13 protein-coding genes are annotated in these 16,722 nt (G+C 72.1%); 9 read left to right on the top strand and 4 right to left on the bottom strand.

Annotated features, from left to right (window positions below; genetic code table 11):
• The first annotated feature begins 32 nt into the window (after positions 1-32).
• From RM704_RS19555 to RM704_RS19570, 4 genes are read left to right on the top strand one after another with little or no spacing between them, the layout of a single operon-like run.
• Positions 33-917: an enoyl-CoA hydratase family protein gene (locus tag RM704_RS19555; RefSeq protein ID WP_033528053.1), complete on the top strand. Its 885-nt coding sequence runs from the start codon at positions 33-35 to the stop codon at positions 915-917.
• A complete protein-coding gene (locus RM704_RS19560) occupies positions 910-1,758 on the top strand; it encodes a CoA transferase subunit A (RefSeq protein ID WP_033528054.1) in 849 nt (282 codons plus the stop codon). Before RM704_RS19555 ends, RM704_RS19560 begins: the two co-directional genes overlap by 8 nt.
• On the top strand, positions 1,737-2,504 hold the full coding sequence (locus RM704_RS19565) for a CoA-transferase subunit beta (RefSeq protein WP_052146117.1): 768 nt from the start codon (positions 1,737-1,739) through the stop codon (positions 2,502-2,504). The genes RM704_RS19560 and RM704_RS19565 overlap by 22 nt, the downstream gene beginning before the upstream one ends.
• Positions 2,504-3,550: an NAD(P)H-dependent flavin oxidoreductase gene (locus RM704_RS19570; RefSeq protein WP_033528056.1), complete on the top strand. Its 1,047-nt coding sequence runs from the start codon at positions 2,504-2,506 to the stop codon at positions 3,548-3,550. Before RM704_RS19565 ends, RM704_RS19570 begins: the two co-directional genes overlap by 1 nt.
• A gap of 637 nt (positions 3,551-4,187) precedes the next feature.
• On the opposite strand, the gene RM704_RS19575 is transcribed toward RM704_RS19570, so the two are convergent.
• Genes RM704_RS19575 through RM704_RS19585 form a run of 3 tightly spaced genes read right to left on the bottom strand, consistent with a single transcriptional unit; the run spans position 4,188 to position 6,842 of the window.
• Positions 4,188-5,345, bottom strand: coding sequence for an acetyl-CoA C-acetyltransferase (locus RM704_RS19575; protein WP_033528057.1), 1,158 nt, complete (start codon positions 5,343-5,345; stop codon positions 4,188-4,190).
• Between the two features lie 16 nt (positions 5,346-5,361).
• A complete protein-coding gene (locus tag RM704_RS19580; RefSeq protein WP_052146113.1) occupies positions 5,362-6,039 on the bottom strand; it encodes a TetR/AcrR family transcriptional regulator in 678 nt (225 codons plus the stop codon).
• Between the two features lie 14 nt (positions 6,040-6,053).
• Complete coding sequence (locus tag RM704_RS19585) at positions 6,054-6,842, bottom strand: SDR family oxidoreductase (RefSeq protein WP_033528058.1); 789 nt, start codon at positions 6,840-6,842, stop codon at positions 6,054-6,056.
• A 49-nt stretch (positions 6,843-6,891) separates the two neighbouring features.
• Between RM704_RS19585 and RM704_RS19590 the strand changes: the two genes are divergently transcribed.
• Entirely contained in the window at positions 6,892-8,031 is a 1,140-nt protein-coding gene (locus RM704_RS19590) for an acyl-CoA dehydrogenase family protein (protein ID WP_033528059.1), read from the top strand.
• A gap of 252 nt (positions 8,032-8,283) precedes the next feature.
• Positions 8,284-9,264: an acyl-CoA dehydrogenase family protein gene (locus tag RM704_RS19595; RefSeq protein ID WP_033528060.1), complete on the top strand. Its 981-nt coding sequence runs from the start codon at positions 8,284-8,286 to the stop codon at positions 9,262-9,264.
• Between the two features lie 99 nt (positions 9,265-9,363).
• Here the strand turns inward: RM704_RS19595 and RM704_RS19600 are convergent, their stop codons facing one another.
• The gene (locus RM704_RS19600) at positions 9,364-10,083 is read right to left on the bottom strand and encodes a vWA domain-containing protein (RefSeq protein WP_033528061.1); all 720 of its coding nucleotides are present in this window, start codon (positions 10,081-10,083) and stop codon (positions 9,364-9,366) included.
• Positions 10,084-10,226: 143 nt separating this feature from the next.
• On the opposite strand from RM704_RS19600, the gene RM704_RS19605 reads away from it, so the two are divergent.
• From RM704_RS19605 to RM704_RS19615, 3 genes are read left to right on the top strand one after another with little or no spacing between them, the layout of a single operon-like run.
• A complete protein-coding gene (locus RM704_RS19605; RefSeq protein ID WP_033528062.1) occupies positions 10,227-11,156 on the top strand; it encodes a rhomboid family intramembrane serine protease in 930 nt (309 codons plus the stop codon).
• A 54-nt stretch (positions 11,157-11,210) separates the two neighbouring features.
• Positions 11,211-16,397: an HD domain-containing protein gene (locus RM704_RS19610; RefSeq protein ID WP_052146114.1), complete on the top strand. Its 5,187-nt coding sequence runs from the start codon at positions 11,211-11,213 to the stop codon at positions 16,395-16,397.
• On the top strand, positions 16,394-16,720 hold the full coding sequence (locus tag RM704_RS19615) for a hypothetical protein (RefSeq protein WP_033528063.1): 327 nt from the start codon (positions 16,394-16,396) through the stop codon (positions 16,718-16,720). The genes RM704_RS19610 and RM704_RS19615 overlap by 4 nt, the downstream gene beginning before the upstream one ends.
• Positions 16,721-16,722: the final 2 nt, after the last annotated feature.

Below are 16,722 nucleotides of genomic sequence, written 5' to 3' on the forward strand. Positions count from 1 at the left end.
CAAACGTTAGGTGGAAGGTAGCTGATGCTCCGATGACTGTCTCCACCTCGTCCCCGGAAAAGGGGATTTCCGTCGTCAGCGTCGATTTCCCGCCGGTGAACGCACTGCCGGTGCGCGGGTGGTTCGAGCTGGCCGAGGCCGTGCGCGACGCGGGGCGCGATCCAGAGGTGCGGTGTGTCGTGCTGGGCGCGGAGGGGCGCGGGTTCAACGCCGGGGTGGACATCAAGGAGATCCAGGCGGCGGGGCACAGCGCGCTGATCGGCGCCAACCACGGTTGCGCGGAGGCCTTCGCCGCCGTGTACGAGTGCGAGGTGCCGGTGGTCGCCGCCGTCCAGGGGTTCTGTCTGGGCGGCGGGATCGGGCTGGTGGGGAACGCGGACGCGATCGTGGCGAGCGAGGACGCGACCTTCGGGCTGCCGGAGCTGGACCGGGGCGCGCTGGGCGCGGCGACGCATCTGGCCCGGCTGGTGCCCCCGCATCTGATGCGCGCGCTGTACTACACCTCGCGGACGGCGACCGCCGCCGAGCTATGGGCCCACGGCTCGGTGTGGCGGGTCGTACCGCGTGCCGAACTGACCTCCGCCGCACTGGGGTTGGCGCGGGAGATCGCCGCGAAGGACGGCCGGCTGCTGCGGTTGGCCAAGGCCGCCATCAACGGCATCGACCCCGTCGACGTCCGCCGCAGCTACCGCTTCGAGCAGGGGTTCACCTTCGAGGCGAACCTCAGCGGGCTGGCCGACGAGGTCCGCGACAGATTCGGGACGGCGGGGAAGGCGGGCACGGCCGGCGCAGCCAAGGTACGTCCGGCCGTCGAGGGAGCGGCCGAGGCACGTCCGCCTGCCGAGCGAAGGGGCGCGGCCGGGGCAAGCGACGCGGTGGAGGGCAGGGGCGCGATGGAGGGGGACCTCGGTGAGTGACAAGACCATGACCGCCGACGAGGCCGTCTCACGGCTGGCGAGCGGGATGACACTCGGCATCGGCGGCTGGGGCTCGCGCCGCAAGCCGATGGCCCTGGTGCGGGCGCTGCTCCGGTCGGGCATCACCGATCTCACGGTCGTGTCGTACGGCGGCCCGGACGTGGGCATGCTCGCCGCCGCCGGACGCATCCGGAAACTGGTCGCCCCCTTCGCCACCCTGGACTCCATCCCCCTCGAACCCCATTTCCGCGCGGCGCGCGAGCGGGGCGCGTTCGAGCTGACGGAGATCGACGAGGCGATGTTCATGTGGGGCCTGCGGGCGGCCACGCACCGGCTGCCCTTCCTGCCGGTGCGGGCGGGCATCGGCTCGGACGTGATGCGGGTCAACCCCGGTCTGCGGACGGTCACCTCGCCGTACGACGACGGGGAGACCTTCGTCGCCATGCCCGCCCTGCGCCTCGACGCCGCGTTCGTGCACGTCAATCGGGCCGACCGAGGGGGCAACGGCCAGTATCTGGGCCCGGACCCGTACTTCGACGACCTGTTCTGCGAGGCGGCCGACACGGCGTACGTCTCCTGCGAACGGATCGTGGACACCGCCGAGCTGACGAAGGAGGCCCCGCCGCAGACGCTGCTGGTCGGCCGCCACGTGGTGACAGGTGTGATCGAGGCCCCGAACGGCGCGCACTTCACCTCGTGCGCCCCCGACTACGGCCGGGACGAGGCCTTCCAGAAGACGTACGCGGCCATGCCCTGGGAGGACTTCGCCGAGCGGTTCCTCTCCGGCGACGAATCCGCCTACCGGTCGGCCGTACGGGCCTGGGAGAAGGAGGGCTCGTGAACGAGGTGCCGACGACGAGCGGAGCGACGCGTGCCGAGTACTGCGTGATCGCCTGTGCCGAGGCCTGGCGCGGGGCCGGGGAGATCCTCGCCAGTCCGATGGGGCTGATCCCGTCGCTGGGCGCGCGCCTCGCCCGGCGGACCTTCGCGCCGGACCTGTTGCTGACGGACGGCGAGGCGCTGCTCGTCGACCTCGACGGCACCGTGGAGGGATGGCTGCCCTACCGCAGGCACCTGGCCCTGGTCACCGGCGGCCGACGGCACGTGATGATGGGCGCGAGCCAGATCGACCGGTACGGCAACCAGAACATCTCCTGCGTCGGCGACTGGGCGAGGCCGCGGCGACAGCTGCTGGGGGTGCGCGGAGCGCCGGTCAACACCCTGAACAATCCGACCAGTTACTGGGTCCCCAAGCATTCCCGGCGGGTCTTCGTCGAGCAGGTCGACATGGTGTGCGGGGTGGGTCACGACCGCGTGGCCGCGCATCCGGCCGCCGCCCGCTTCCACCGCCTGCCGCGTGTCGTGTCCGACCTCGGGGTGTTCGACTTCGCGACGCCCGACCGCGCGATGCGGCTGGCCTCGCTGCATCCCGGGGTCACGGTCGAGCAGGTGGCGGAGGCGACCGGTTTCGCGCTCGCCGTCCCGGACGAGGTGCCGTACACCCGGGACCCCACGGCGGAGGAGCTGTGGTTGATCCGCGAGGTGATCGATCCGGCGGGCACCCGCGACCGTGAGGTCCGGGGCTGATGGAGACCCCGCTCACCCGGCTCGTCGGCGTCCGCCATCCGGTCGTACAGACCGGTATGGGCTGGGTGGCCGGTCCCCGGCTGGTCTCCGCCACGGCGAACGCCGGGGCGCTCGGCGTCCTGGCCTCCGCGACGATGACACCCGCGCGGCTCCGGGACGCCGTACGGGAGGTGCGGTCCCGCACGGACGCGCCGTTCGGGGTGAACCTGCGGGCCGACGCGGGCGACGCGCGGGAACGGGTGCGGATCATCGTGGAGGAGGGCGTCAGGGTGGCGTCGTTCGCGCTCGCGCCGTCCAGGGAGCTGATCGCCGAGCTCAAGGACGCGGGCGTGGTCGTGATCCCGTCCGTGGGCGCCCGGCGGCACGCCGAGAAGGTGGCGGCGTGGGGCGCGGACGCGGTGGTCGTGCAGGGCGGCGAGGGCGGCGGACACACCGGGGAGGTGGCGACGACCGTGCTGCTGCCGCAGGTCGTGGACGCCGTCGACATCCCCGTCGTCGCCGCCGGCGGCTTCCACGACGGGCGTGGTCTGGTGGCCGCGCTGGCGTTCGGCGCGGCCGGGGTGGCGATGGGCACCCGGTTCCTGCTCACCTCGGACTCGACGGTGCCGGACGCGGTGAAGGCCCGCTATCTGGCGGCGACCGTCAAGGACGTCACGGTCACGCGGGCCGTGGACGGGCTGCCGCACCGCATGCTCCGCACGGAGTTCGTGAGCGCGTTGGAGGCGTCCGGACGGGCGCGCGCCCTGGTGCGCGCCGTACGGCACGCGGCGGGCTTCCGGCGGCTCTCCGGGCTCACCTGGCGCGGCATGGTCCGCGACGGCCTCGCGCTGCGGCACGGCAAGGACCTCGCCTGGAGCCAGGTCCTGCTCGCCGCCAACACGCCCATGCTGCTCAGGTCCGCGATGGTGGACGGCCGTACGGACCTGGGGGTGATGGCGGCCGGGCAGGTCGCCGGGGTGATCGACGACCTGCCGTCGTGTGCGGAGCTGGTGGAGCGGATCATGAGGGAGGCGGACGAGGTACGGCACCGTCTCGGCGGCGCCTGACCCTCGACGCCCACCGCTCGGCGCCTGCGGCCGGCCACCGCCCAGCGCGGCTCGGCGGCGTCTGCCCCCAACAGCCCACGGTCCGGCCGCCCGGCAGCACCCAGCCACGACCACGGACCCGCCGTACGGCCACCCCACGCACACGACACCCGACAACCCTCACGGGAGGCGACGCAGCCGCGATCGGCGGCGCCTGCCCCGGCACCCCCACGGATGCGCCGCCCGGCACCCAGCCACCGCCACGGACCCGCCGTACAGCACCTCACGGACGCGACATCCGGCGACCCTCACGGGAGGCGACGCGGGACGCCGACCACCGCCCCAGACCCGCCGCCCGGAGAGCCGCTCGACGCCTACGGCTCCACCGAGACCTGCGGCTCCCTCACCATCAACTGGCCCACTGGCGCCCAGGCGATGGCTCCTGCGGGCTGCCCGTGCCCGGCTTTGACGCCCGGTCGTCGACCACGAGAGCTGCGCGACCGGCCGCCACACCGCGTCTCGGCGGCGCCTGCCCCCCCCCGACAGCCCCACCGAGCCACCGACCCGCCACCCGGCACCCGGCACCCGGCACCCGGCACCCGGCACCCGGCAGCACCCAACCACCGCCAACGGACCCGCCGGACAGCGCCCCGTGCCCTCAGAGCCTCTCGATGATCGTCACGTTCGCCTGTCCGCCTCCCTCGCACATCGTCTGGAGGCCGTAGCGGCCGCCCGTGCGCTCCAGTTCGTGCAGGAGGGTCGTCATCAGCTTGGCGCCGGTCGCGCCCAAGGGGTGGCCCAGGGCGATGGCGCCCCCGTTGACGTTGACCTTCTCCGGGTCGGCGCCCGTCTCCTTCAGCCACGCCAGGACGACCGGCGCGAAGGCCTCGTTGATCTCGACGAGGTCGATCGCGTCGAGGGTGAGGCCGGACTTCTTCAGGGCGTACGCCGTCGCCGGTATCGGCGCGGTGAGCATCCGTATGGGGTCCTCACCGCGTACGGAGAGGTGGTGCACGCGGGCGCGCGGGGTCAACCCGTGCTCCCGTACGGCGCGTTCGGAGGCGAGCAGGAGCGCGGCGGCGCCGTCGGAGACCTGCGAGGAGCAGGCGGCGGTGACGGTGCCGCCGTCGATGACCGGCTTCAGCGCGGCCATCTTCTCCAGCGAGGTGTCGCGGCGCGGCCCCTCGTCGACGGTCACGTCCCCGTACGGCTCGGTCTCCCGCGCGAAGCGGCCCTCGTCGACGGCCCGTACCGCCCGCCGGTGGGAACGCAGCGCGTACTCCTCCTGGTCGCGCCGGCTGATACCCCACTTCGCGGCGATCATCTCGGCGCCGGCGAACTGGTTCACCGGCCGGTCGCCGTAGCGGGCCCGCCAGCCCTCGCTGCCCGCGAAGGGACCGTCCGTGAGTCCGAGGGGGACGGCGGCCTGGCGGGAGGCGAAGGCGATGGGGATCATCGTCATGTTCTGGACGCCGCCCGCGACCACCAGGTCCTGGGTGCCGGAGAGCACCGCCTGCGCGGCGAAGTGCACGGCCTGCTGCGAGGAGCCGCACTGCCGGTCGACGGTCGTGCCCGGTACCTCCTCGGGCAGTCCGGCGGCCAGCCAGCTGGTCCTGGCGATGTCGCCGGCCTGCGGGCCGACGGTGTCCAGACAGCCGAAGACGACGTCCTCCACGGCGGCCGGGTCCACCCCGGCGCGTGCGACGAGCGCCTTGAGGGCGTGTGCGCCGAGGTCGGCCGGATGGACCTGGCCGAGCCCTCCTCCGCGCCTCCCCACGGGCGTCCGGACCGCTTCGACGATGTAGGCCTCGGCCATGGCGACTCCCTTGACGTCAGAGGTGGTTCACCGCATGCGAATGAGCTCTGGTGCTCGCCGGCTCGGCGGGTGCGGCGGCGATCCCGTCGAGGACCATCGACAGGTACTGCCGCGCGATCTCCTCCGGGCCGAGTGGTCCGCCGGGCCGGTACCAGGAGGCGGCGACCCACACCGTGTCGCGCACGAACCGGTAGGTGAGCCTGGTGTCGAGGTCGGCCCGGAACTCCTCGGCGGCCACCCCGCGTTCCAGCGTGGCCAGCCATGCCTTCTCGAACTTGCGCTGCGACGCCGCGAGGAACAGGAACCGGTCCTGCGCGACCAGCTTCTTGGCCTCGTTCTGGTAGATCGCGACGGCGGCGCGGTGCCGGTCGATGGCGCGGAACGACTCGACGACCAGCGCCTCGAAGGTCTCCCGGGGGCGCAGTTCGGCGTCCAGGACGGCGTCGTAGCCTTCCCAGAGTTCGTCGAGGAAGGTCCGCAGGATCTCCTCCAGCATCGCGTCCTTGGACTCGAAGTAGTAGTAGAGGCTGCCCGCGAGCATGCCGACGTCGTCCGCGATCCTGCGGACGGTGGTGGCGTTGTAGCCCAGGTCGGCGAAGACCGTGGCGGCCCGGTCGAGGAGTTCCCGGCGGCGGGCGGGCGCGGCGGAGGGCTTGTCGCCGGCGGTCGTCGGGGGCTTCTTCTTGGTCGGCACGCTGTTCCTCGTCCTCACGGGTGCTGGTTGCTGACGGAGACGATCTCACCCGTCAGGTAGGAGGAGTAGCCGGACGCGAGGAAGACGATCACGTTGGCCACCTCCCAGGGTTCGGCGTACCGCCCGAGGGCCTCGCGCGCGGTCAGTTCCTCCAGCAGTTCCGGGGTGGTGACCTTCGCCAGGTGCGGGTGCATGGCGAGGCTCGGCGACACGGCGTTGACGCGGACCCCGTACGCGGCCGCCTCGATCGCCGCGCACCTGGTCAGGGCCATGACGCCCGCCTTCGCCGCGGCGTAGTGCGCCTGGCCGGCCTGGGCGCGCCAGCCGACGACGGAGGCGTTGTTGACGATCACGCCACCACCGGCTTCCCGCATCAGCCGCAGGGCGGCCCGGGTGCAGCGGAAGGTGCCGTTCAGTGTCACGTCCAGCACCCTGGACCACTGTTCGTCGGTCATGTCGACGAGGTCCGAGGTGCCGCCCAGGCCGGCGTTGTTGACGACGATGTCGAGCCGTCCGTGCAGCCGTGCCCCCGCTTCGAACAGGGCCCGTACCTGGTCGTCGTCGGTGACGTCGCACGGCACCGCTCGGACGGAGTCCGCCCCGAACTCGGCGACCAGCTCGGTCTTGTACTCCTTGAGCCTGCGCGTGTGGGCGTCGCTGATCAGCACCCGCGCGCCCTCCTCGAGGAAGCGTCGCGCGGTGGCCCCGCCGATGCCCGTGCCGGCCGCCGCGGTGATCACGGCGGTGCGTCCGGCGAGCAGGCCGTGGCCGGGGACGTACGTCGGAGGGTCGACGTTCCTCATGCGGGCACGCTAACCTACCAAACACTTGTTAGGGAAGGAGCAGCGCTCCATGGACCTCGCCCGTTCCCCCGCCGACGAGGCCTTCCGCGCCGAGGCCCGCGCCTGGCTGCGCGCCCATGTCCCGTCGGAGCCGCTCCCCTCCCTGGAGACCGAGGAGGGCTTCGCCGCCCACCGCGCCTGGGAGGCCGAACTGGCCGCCGACCGCTGGTCGGTGGTGAACTGGCCGGTCGCGTACGGCGGCCGCGACGCGGGCCTGCCGCGCTGGCTGGTCTTCGAGGAGGAGTACTACGCGGCGGGCGCTCCGGGCCGGGTCGGCCAGAACGGCGTCAACCTCCTCGCCCCGACCCTCTTCGACCACGGCACGGAGGAGCAGCGGGCGCGCGTGCTGCCGCCGATGGCCTCCGGCGAGGTGGTGTGGGCCCAGGCCTGGTCGGAGCCCGAGGCCGGGTCCGACCTGGCCTCGCTCACCTCCAGGGCCGTGCGCACGGACGGGGGCTGGCTGCTGAGCGGGCAGAAGACCTGGTCGTCGCGGGCGGCGTTCGCGGACCGGGCGTTCGGCCTGTTCCGCAGCGAGCCCGGGACCGCCCGGCCTCACCAGGGGCTGACGTACCTCATGTTCGACCTGCGCGCCCCCGGGGTGACGGTCCGCCCGATCGGCCGCCTCGACGGCAGGCCCGCGTTCGCCGAACTCTTCCTCGACGACGTGTTCGTGCCGGACGAGGACGTCATCGGCGAGCCCGGGCAGGGCTGGCGCGTCGCGATGTCCACCGCGGGCAACGAACGGGGTCTGACGCTCCGCTCCCCGGGCCGCTTCCTGGCCTCCGCGCACCGCCTGCTCGACCTCTGGCACGACCGGGGAAGCCCGGCGTCCGCCCGCGACGCGGTGGCCGACGCGCTGATCGGCGCCCGCGCCTACGAGCTGTTCACCCACGCGGCCGCCTCCCGCTTCCGGGAGGGCACGCCGATCGGACCCGAGGCCAGCCTGAACAAGGTCTTCTGGTCCGAGTACGACATCGCCCTGCACGAGACGGCGCTGGACCTGCTCGGCGAGGAGGGCGAGTCGGCGGACACCGACTGGTCGGAGGGGTACGTCTTCTCCCTCGCCGGCCCGATCTACGCCGGCACCAACGAGATCCAGCGCGACATCATCGCCGAGCGCCTCCTCGGCCTGCCGAAGGGGCGCCGCTGATGCGTGGGCCGGCCCGGAAAGGCCGCTGATGCGGAGCCCTCCTGAACGGGATGCCACTGATGCTCGGAGCCGCCGGCCCGAATGGCTGCCCCCGACGTGTGACCTCGACTGCGAGGGCAGTCCGCTGACGGGCGGTCATTCGCCCGAAAGGCCACCGCCGACGCGCGGCCCGACCCGCGGGCCACCGGACGCGCGACCCCGACCCAAGGGCCACCGCCGACGCGTGGCCCCCGCCCGAAAGGCCGCCACCCGATGCGTTTCCTCCTGGACACCGAGCAGCGGGCGTTCGCCGAGTCGCTGGACGCCATGCTGACGGCCGCCGGCACACCCGCCGTCGTACGGGCCTGGGGGCGCGGGGAGCACGAGGCAGGGCGTGCGCTGTGGGCGCGTCTCGCGGAAGCGGGCGTCTTCGCGCTGGCGGCGCCGGAGAAGTACGACGGGGTCGGCCCGCTCCCCGTCGAACTGACCGTCGCCTTCGTGGAGTTGGGGCGACATGCGGTTCCGGGGCCGCTCGTGGAGACGGTGACGGCGGCGGTCCTCCTGGCCGGCCTGGACGATCCGGGCCCGGCCGAGCGCCTGCTCCCGGCGCTGGTGTCGGGCAAGGCGATGGCGACGGTGGCGCCCTCGCCGGGCTCGTACGCGCTGGACGGGGACGCGGCGGCGACCCGCCTGGCCCTCGCCCCGGAGACGGGCGAACTCCGCCTCGCCCCCGGTCACGGCCCCGTGCGCCCGTCCCTGGACCCGGCCCGCCGTCCGACCCGGCTCTCCCCCGGCGGCGACCTCCTCGCCACCGACCCGTCCCTGCTCGCCCACGCCGTCGTCCGGGCGCGTCTCGCGGTCGCCGCGCAGGCCCTCGGCGTCGGACTGTCCCTGCTGGACAGGACGGTGGCGTACGTGAGGCAGCGCACCCAGTTCGGTGTGCCCGTCGGGTCGTTCCAGGCGGTGAAGCACCGGCTGGCGGACGCCAAGGTGGCCCTGGAGTTCGCGCGTCCGCTGGTGTTCGGGGCGGCGGTCACCCTGGACCCGGCGGACGCGGCGGCGGCCAAGGTGACGGCGTGCGAGGCGGCGTACACGACCGCGCGCACGGCGCTGCAGCTGCACGGCGCGATCGGTTACACCGCGGAGTACGACCTGTCGCTCTGGCTGACCAAGGCGCGTGCGCTGCGGAGCGCGTGGGGCAGCCCCGCCGAGTGCCGGGGCGTGGTCCTCGGCGGTGGTGGCTTCCGCCGGTGATCGCGGTACTCCTCGACCGTGGGTCGCGGGATCCGCGTCCCGGGCCCGAACACGACCCGTCGACCGGCCGGGCGGCCGGTCGACGGGTCGGACCCGGGACTACGGGACGATCCCGCCCGCCCGCGCCGCCGCCAGCCAGCTGGGAAACTCGCCCAGCAGTCGGTCGTACAACTCCGCGTCGGACACCGCCCCCGGATCAGAACCGGCGTGAAAGAAACCGGCGTTGTCGACGACCCGCTTCCCCGGCACCGCCAGCTCGTCCAGCCGGCGCAGGAAGTCGAACTGCTTGCTGCCGGGATCGCCGAAGCCGATGAACTGCCAGAACAAGGGAAGGCGGGCGGCCTTGCACACATACTTCTCGGCGGCGAGCCTGCTGGTCGGCCCGCCGTCGGTCTGGAACACCACGAAGGCCGGGTCGGCTCCGCCGCGGTCGAGATGGTGGTCGATGACGGCGTCCATGGCCACGTGGTAGTTGGTCTTCCCCATGTGCCCGAGCCCGGCCACGATCCGCTCGATCCGGCCGTGGTGACCTGTGAGAGCGATCTCGGTGACCGCGTCGACCCCGGTCGAGAAGAACACGACCGGCACGCTCCCGTCGTCGTCGAGCTGCGCGGACAGCCCGAGCACCCGATCGGCGAGTGCCTGCACGCTGCCGTCCCTGTAGTACGGCCGCATGGAGCCGCTGTGGTCGACCACCAGGTAGACGGCGGCGCGCTGCCCCCGCAGACCGTGCTTGTCGAGGGAGACCCCGGCGGCCTTGTACAGGTCCACCAGCGCGGGGGCGGTCTCCCGCACCTTGCTGAGACTGATCGCGGACATGAGGGTCCTCCCGGCACTGGAGCACGACGAAGATCCCGAGGCTAGGGCAGTCCCCCTCAGCACACTCCCGCCCAGGTTCGCTATTTTGTTCGCCGCCGTCCTCACCGGCTCGTCATCAGCCCCGCACCCACAAGGAGCCGGCCGTGGAACCCGAGTCCCCGTCGTCGTCCGAGCCCGCCGTCACCACCTGCTACCGCCACCCGAAAGTGGAGTCCTACGTCCGCTGCACCCGCTGCGAACGGTTCATCTGCCCGGACTGCATGCGCGACGCGGCCGTGGGCCACCAGTGCCCGGAGTGCGTGCAGGAGGGCGCGAGAACGGTCCGCCAGGCCCGCACGGCCTTCGGCGGCCGGATCTCGGCGGTCCCGCTGGTGACGTACGTCCTGATCGGCCTGAACGTGGTGGCCTACGTCGCCGAACTGCTCCGCCCGTCGATCGTCGACGACTTCGCGATGCTGGGCCGGGGCCTCGCAGGCCCGGACGGTCTGCACTACGTCTGGCAGAGCGCCTACCCGGCCGACTTCCACCTCGAAGGCGTGATCGACGGCGAGTGGTACCGCCTCCTCACCGGCGCCTTCCTCCACATCCCGCCCACCGACGGCACGTTCGGCATCCTGCACATCGTGATGAACATGGTCACGCTGTGGAACGTGGGCCGGGTGGTGGAGGCCCAGCTGGGCCGGGCCCGCTACCTGAGCCTGTACCTCCTCTCCGCCCTCGGCGGCTCCGTCCTGGTCCTCCTCCTCGCCCCCGACGCCAGCACGGTCGGCGCCTCCGGCGCGATCTTCGGCGTCTGCACGGCGTACTACGTGCTGGCCCGCCGCCTGGGCGCGGACCCGGCGGGCATCAACCGCTTCATGGCGGGCCTGCTGATCTGGCTGGTCATCTCGGCGGTCGTGACATCCTGGCAGGGCCACCTCGGCGGCCTCCTGACTGGCGGCCTGATCGCTCTGGGCTTCGCGTACGCACCCCGGGACCGGCGCAGGGTGCTGGTGCAGGCGGGGGCGTGCGTGGGGGTGCTGGCGCTGCTGGTGGTGCTGGCGCTGGCCAAGGCGGCGGCGATGACGGGCTGAGCGGAGCACGCGCGTACCTCCAACACCCTCCACGCATGCGGCGGTTCTGGAATCATGTCGCTGATCGGCAGGTCGGCGAGGGAGTTCCGGGTGGGGTCGGGGGGCACGGTTCAGAATGAGTTCCAGGGGCGGCGACGGGCGCTGCTGATCGGGGTGACGGCGACACCGGCCCTGGCCGACGATCCGGAGCTCCACGCCATGTACGGCGAACTCACCTGCGCCGAGAGGGATGTCGAGGCGGTCGCCGAGGCACTGGAGAAGTCGGAGTACGAGGTCACCCGGCACCACGCGGGCCGCGTCCGCGAGATCGACCTGGTCAAGAGTGGCATTCAGCGCGCGTTGCGCCAGTTCTTCACCTCCTGCGAGCCGGGCGACACCGCCTTCGTCTACCTCTCCGGTCACGGGGTCACCATCGGTGACGACGACTTCCTGCTGGCGGCCGACGCCCAGCCCGGTGAGCCGCTCTCGGACGGCTCACCGGCCCTCATGCAGAGTTCCCTGCTTCCCGCCAACCCCGTCGGGCTGCAACTGGGCTTTCGACCGCAGGGGGTGACCACGGTCATCTGCCTGGACGCCTGCCGGGAGACGGAACCGCCCCAGCGCGGCGACGAGGACCAGACCGGTGCGTGGGTGGGCGCGCAGGACGCCGCCTGGCTCTACAGCTGCGGCGACGGGCAGCGGTCGTACGCCGACCAGGAGCACGGCAGTTGGTTCGGCCGGGCCTTGGCACACGCGCTCGCACCCGAGACCCCGCCGACCACGTTCGGCGAGATCATGCGGTACACCGAACACGAGATGCGCCGTCTGGCCGGTGACGAGCCGGTCGAGCCACCGACGGTCAGGCATCTCGCCCCGTTCCGCCAGCCCGTGGACACGCTCGAACTGTGCAAGGGCTACAAGGAGCCCCTCCCATGGGCCGAGATGGTGACCAAGTCCGCCCTGTGGGAGCACACTTCGGGCAGCGAAGCGGTGCAGGCCCGGGTCAAGGCGGGTCTGGCGGAGCTGGCGGAACAGGTGGGCCGCAACGTACGGAGCGCGGGGGCCCACCAGGACGACCCGTGGTCGGACGCGCGGTCGACGTACCCGGCCCGTTTCGAGCGTCAACTCGTCGGGCTGGTCAAACGCGCCCAGCACAGCGCCCCACAGGCCCTCCTGTCGCCGGCCGAGACGGCGGTGCTGCTCGCGGCGCCCCTCGTGTACGAGGACATCACCGCCGTCGCTCTGGAGGACCTGCGCCAGGTGCTCGACCGTGAGCGCCCCGCCGATGTCGAGCCCGAGCCCCACGCCGAGCTGGTGTTCGCCGCGGTCGAGGACGTGCGCCGGGCGCACAAGCAGGTCCAAGGCACCCTGGAGACCCTGCGCGGCCGTGGTCTCGTCACGGAGGCCAAGGCCGCCGAGCACTGGCTGCGGCACCGGTTCATCGCGGACTGGGACGCCCTGTGGGAGCGCACCGGCGACTACCCGTCGGTGGACGTTCTGCTGTGCAGACTGGCCCGGGTGATCGCCGACTCCGCCGAGGAGGTGCCGCTCGGCGGGCCTTCGGAACAATCGCTGCAACGCATCGACGGACAGCTCCGCCAGGTGCTGGGTCACGTGACGGTCGAGCCCGGCGACCGGCCCCGCGTCAACGACTTCGAGAACGACACGTGGAACACCTTCGCTCCGGTGCTCGGCGGCAGATGGCGTGCCCAGGAGCTGGCGCAACTGCTGTGGACGGCGGGCCTGCTGTCGGCCGACCCGCGCAGGATGTCCAGCGTGCTCATCGACCACCTCGGTGCGCACGAACCGCTGGCCGCGCACACGGTCGTCGGTGCGCTGTCCGAGGAGTTCGAGCTGGCCGCGGTGGGCGAACTGTCGGCGGGCGGATACCGGCTCGACGTGCGCTTCCCCTGTCCGCACCCGGCGCTGCACGCGGCCGTGGAGGAACTCGCGGCCCGGGCCGACGCGTCGGTCTCAGCGATCCGCGAACGCTGGCTGGCGCAGCGTTCCAGCATGCCTTCCCTCCTGCGTGGACTGCCCGAACGCGTCACCGCGCGGCAACTGGTCCCCGAGCCCGGCCAGTACACCGCCCCGCTGGAGCGCTTCCGTCTCGCCGAGGACGAGATCCGGCCCCTGCTCATGGGCGCGCAACTGTACGGCGACAGGATGCTGGCCGTCCGTGAGCTGTACCAGAACGCGCTGGACGCCTGTCGGCTGCGGGACATGCGGGACCAGTACGGCCGCAGACAGGGTGAGGCCGCCGAGAAGTGGACGGGCCGGATCACCTTCACCCAGGGCTGGGACGAGGAAGGGCGTCTCTACATCGAGTGCGAGGACAACGGCACGGGCATGAGCCGCGCCAAGCTCACCTCGATGTTCGCCCGGGCGGGCAAGCGGTACGAGCAGGACCCCGAGTTCATGCAGGAACGCCGCGAGTGGCGACGCGCGGGACTCACGCCCGTGGCGCTCAACTCCCGCTTCGGCATCGGTGCCTTCAGCTACTTCATGCTCGCCGAGGAGGTCGTCGTCACCACGGCCCCCGTCGACCGCCACGGCCTGCGCGAATCCCTCGACCAGGCCTCCCGCGCCGAGATCCAGTCGGGCTCCGGCCTGCTGCGCATCACCCCGGGCAAGGGCGCGCCCTCCGACGGAGGCACACGGGTCCGCCTGTACCTCGCCCTGGGAGAGGACGAACAGCCGCCTTCGCTGGTGGAGACGTTGCAGTCGGTGCTGTGGGTGAGCGACTACACGGTGCGGGCGGTGGAGTACGCGCGGGACGACCCGGAGCGGGAGGTGCGGGGCAGGACGTGGGCACCGGGGAGGCTTCAGGCGGTGGCACGCTGGCGCGGACCCGCGGCGCACGCGGAGGGCTCCGATGTGTGGCTCGTCCAGGGCCCCGGTCAACTGCTGCTCGACGGAGTCGTGATCTCGGACGCGCCCTCCGTCTTCGGATACGTGGTCAACCTGCGGGAGCGGCACCGGCCGGTGCCGAGCGTGGACCGCAACAACCTCCTGTCGTACGACGAGGACATGGTCCTGGAGGAACTGCGTGCGACCGTTTCGGAGGCGGCCGCGCAGTGGAGCGAGGTGTCCCTGCGGTGGCTGTGGGAGCTTGCGCGGACGCGGCCTCCGCTGGCTGTGGCGCTGCTGGACGCGCTCCCGAAGGACGTGACGGCGATCCTAGAGCCCCTGGAGAGCGACGTACGGCTGCTGCGTGAACGGCTCCCGTTGCGGTCCACGGGCTGTCTGCCCATCGACGCGACGATCGTCTCCCGAGGGAACACAGCCAGTCGGCAGAACCTGGACCGTTCTCTGTTCAGACGGTGGCGCATGACGCGGCTGGAGCACGCACCCGTCCTCAAACAGGGCTTCTCACCTGCCGGATATCCTGAGCCGGCCAGTCTGGACGCGCTGATCTTCCATGAGACCTCGTCGCCCCGAGGGGGGTGGGCCAGCGCTCTGACAGCCGCGGCATGGGCGGGTGTTCCCCTCAGAGACACGGTCAAGGCGCTGCGCCGCTATGCCATCGCCGGAGTCCACGTCCCCGCGGTCCCGGACATCCGTTCGCGACTCTCGGTACGGATCAGCCCCGCCGCGGCCGACCTCTACGCCGCGTACACGGCGCGGCCGACCCGTGGTCGAGCGACACACGCGCCGATGGTCGTCATCTCCAGCGAGCACCAACTGTCTCTCGGCGAGTGTGTGACCCTGCTGTGTCGGCTCCGGGCCCTGGATGTCGACCTTCCGCCGGCCCCTGAACTGGACGAGGCACTCGCCCGGGAGCGGTTCACCCGGGCGGAAGCCCAAGTGCTGGCCGCCGACACCACCACCGGGCCGCTCTCGACGCCCCGGTGGTATCCCGGTGAAACATCGATCACCCATCTCAGGAAGCGCGTCTCGCTGATCGGTGCCGGTGCGTCGGCGGCAGGGGAACTGCTGGGCCGCCTCCGCCACATGGCTCCCTTGGGATTCACCGTCCTGGGAGCTCCCGGAACACCGCTGACCGAACACGACGCCTTGACGTCCGCCGAACGCCTGCTTCTGCGCGTCGACCCCTCCCACGGCAACCCCTGGCAGGAGGGGGTCGTGTCCTTGCGGCAACTCGTGGCCGCGTCGGAAGGAGTCACCGTCTCGCTCGGCGAGGCAGCACGGATCCTCAACGAGGCCTCCCGCTACACGGGGATCCGGGCTCCCGACGTCCCCGTCGAGGCCCTCGGATGGACGCCCCCTTCGTGGGTTGCCCGTGCCATGCGGTACTGGCGGAAGCAGACACAAGTGTTCGGACCCTGGGAACTCGTGAACTCATTTCTCGACGGTCGGACCCTGGATTCGCGAGGGACCGACGAGTTCAGAGAGACGGTGAAGGTCCTGGCTGCCTGCGGACTCCTCGCAAGCGACCCGTCATGGGATCAGGAGGCTCTGATACGGCAGGCGGCGGCTCCGCAGGTCGGCTCCGCCAGCACCGCGTTCTCGGAGAGCCTTCTCGACGCTCGGCCTGTGCCCGTCTCGTACTGCCTCGAACTCGCGGGCCTGGGCGAGACACTGGGAACTGTCCTGGACTGGCTGGAAGCGGAGAGCGAGAACCTGCCCCTGGACCTCCCCCAGCTGTCGTCAGAGGCCCGCTCGGTGCGGGTCACGGCGCTCGACTCGTACCTCCTCCCCGCCAAGGACTCGGAGCCGGAGGCTTCCGACACCCGTGCCAGCTCGACCATCCGACGTCTCCTCCGGCACGCCGACAGGCTCGGTACGCCCCTGTCGTCCTCCATCGGTCGGCTGACCACCCTCACTGCCATCGGCGTCCCACCCCTGCCCGGCGAGGTCACCGGCCCTGACGCCGATGCTCTCGCCGACTTCCGGCCCGACCGCTTCGACCTGGTGGCCTTCAACTCCGACCTCCTGGGCCCCGGCACCCTGGGCCCCCTGGAACTGGTCCTGCTCGCCGGCCGCTTCGGCCGGACCCTCAAGGCGACCTACGACCGCTACGTCCCCTTCCGCTGCCTCGGGCTCGACGTCACCGTCCGCGAACCCACCCCGCAGGAGGCCGAGATCATCCCGCACTGGGCCGACGTCATCGTCCTCACCGAGCAGCTCACCGGCCGGGCCCCCGCCGTCTCCGGGACGGTCACGCCGGACCACGTCACCCTCTGTTCGGAGGAGACGGACCTCACGGAGGCGGAGGTGCGCGAGCGTCTGGGCCGCTACGCCGCGCTCTTCGGGCTGCGCGTCCCGAACCAGGAACAGGAAAGCGAGAGAGTCAGTTGAGCCCACTCCTCCCCTACAACGACGAACCCCACCACACCACCCCGGTGACCTTCCAGTGGACGCGGACCGTGTCGAACGGCAAGGAGATGTACGTGGCCACCGGCGCCTGCCCGGAGTGCGGTTGCACCATGACCAGGCGGTTCACGGCGGCCCAGTACGCCCAGGCCAAGGGCGGTGGTTTCTGGAGCCGTCGCAAGGATCCCGGCTCCCAGCCCTTCAGCACCCTGTGCCGCTGCACCTCCCTGCACACGGACCGCCCCGACGGAGTCGAGATCGGATGCGGTGCCCGGATCACCATCGCGTCCTGGACGAACGGGACCTGACG

The sequence above is a fragment of the Streptomyces gottesmaniae genome (genome assembly GCF_031845845.1).
Taxonomy (GTDB): Bacteria; Actinomycetota; Actinomycetes; order Streptomycetales; family Streptomycetaceae; genus Streptomyces; species Streptomyces akebiae.

What these genes read in the sequence shown, in the direction of transcription:
- RM704_RS19555 (WP_033528053.1), top strand. Translation starts at nt 33, where the DNA reads ATGACTGTCTCCACCTCGTCCCCGGAAAAGGGGATTTCCGTCGTCAGC.
- RM704_RS19570 (WP_033528056.1), top strand. Translation starts at nt 2,504, where the DNA reads ATGGAGACCCCGCTCACCCGGCTCGTCGGCGTCCGCCATCCGGTCGTA.
- RM704_RS19575 (WP_033528057.1), bottom strand. Translation starts at nt 5,345, where the DNA reads ATGGCCGAGGCCTACATCGTCGAAGCGGTCCGGACGCCCGTGGGGAGG.
- RM704_RS19585 (WP_033528058.1), bottom strand. Translation starts at nt 6,842, where the DNA reads ATGAGGAACGTCGACCCTCCGACGTACGTCCCCGGCCACGGCCTGCTC.
- RM704_RS19590 (WP_033528059.1), top strand. Translation starts at nt 6,892, where the DNA reads ATGGACCTCGCCCGTTCCCCCGCCGACGAGGCCTTCCGCGCCGAGGCC.
- RM704_RS19595 (WP_033528060.1), top strand. Translation starts at nt 8,284, where the DNA reads ATGCGTTTCCTCCTGGACACCGAGCAGCGGGCGTTCGCCGAGTCGCTG.
- RM704_RS19600 (WP_033528061.1), bottom strand. Translation starts at nt 10,083, where the DNA reads ATGTCCGCGATCAGTCTCAGCAAGGTGCGGGAGACCGCCCCCGCGCTG.
- RM704_RS19610 (WP_052146114.1), top strand. Translation starts at nt 11,211, where the DNA reads ATGTCGCTGATCGGCAGGTCGGCGAGGGAGTTCCGGGTGGGGTCGGGG.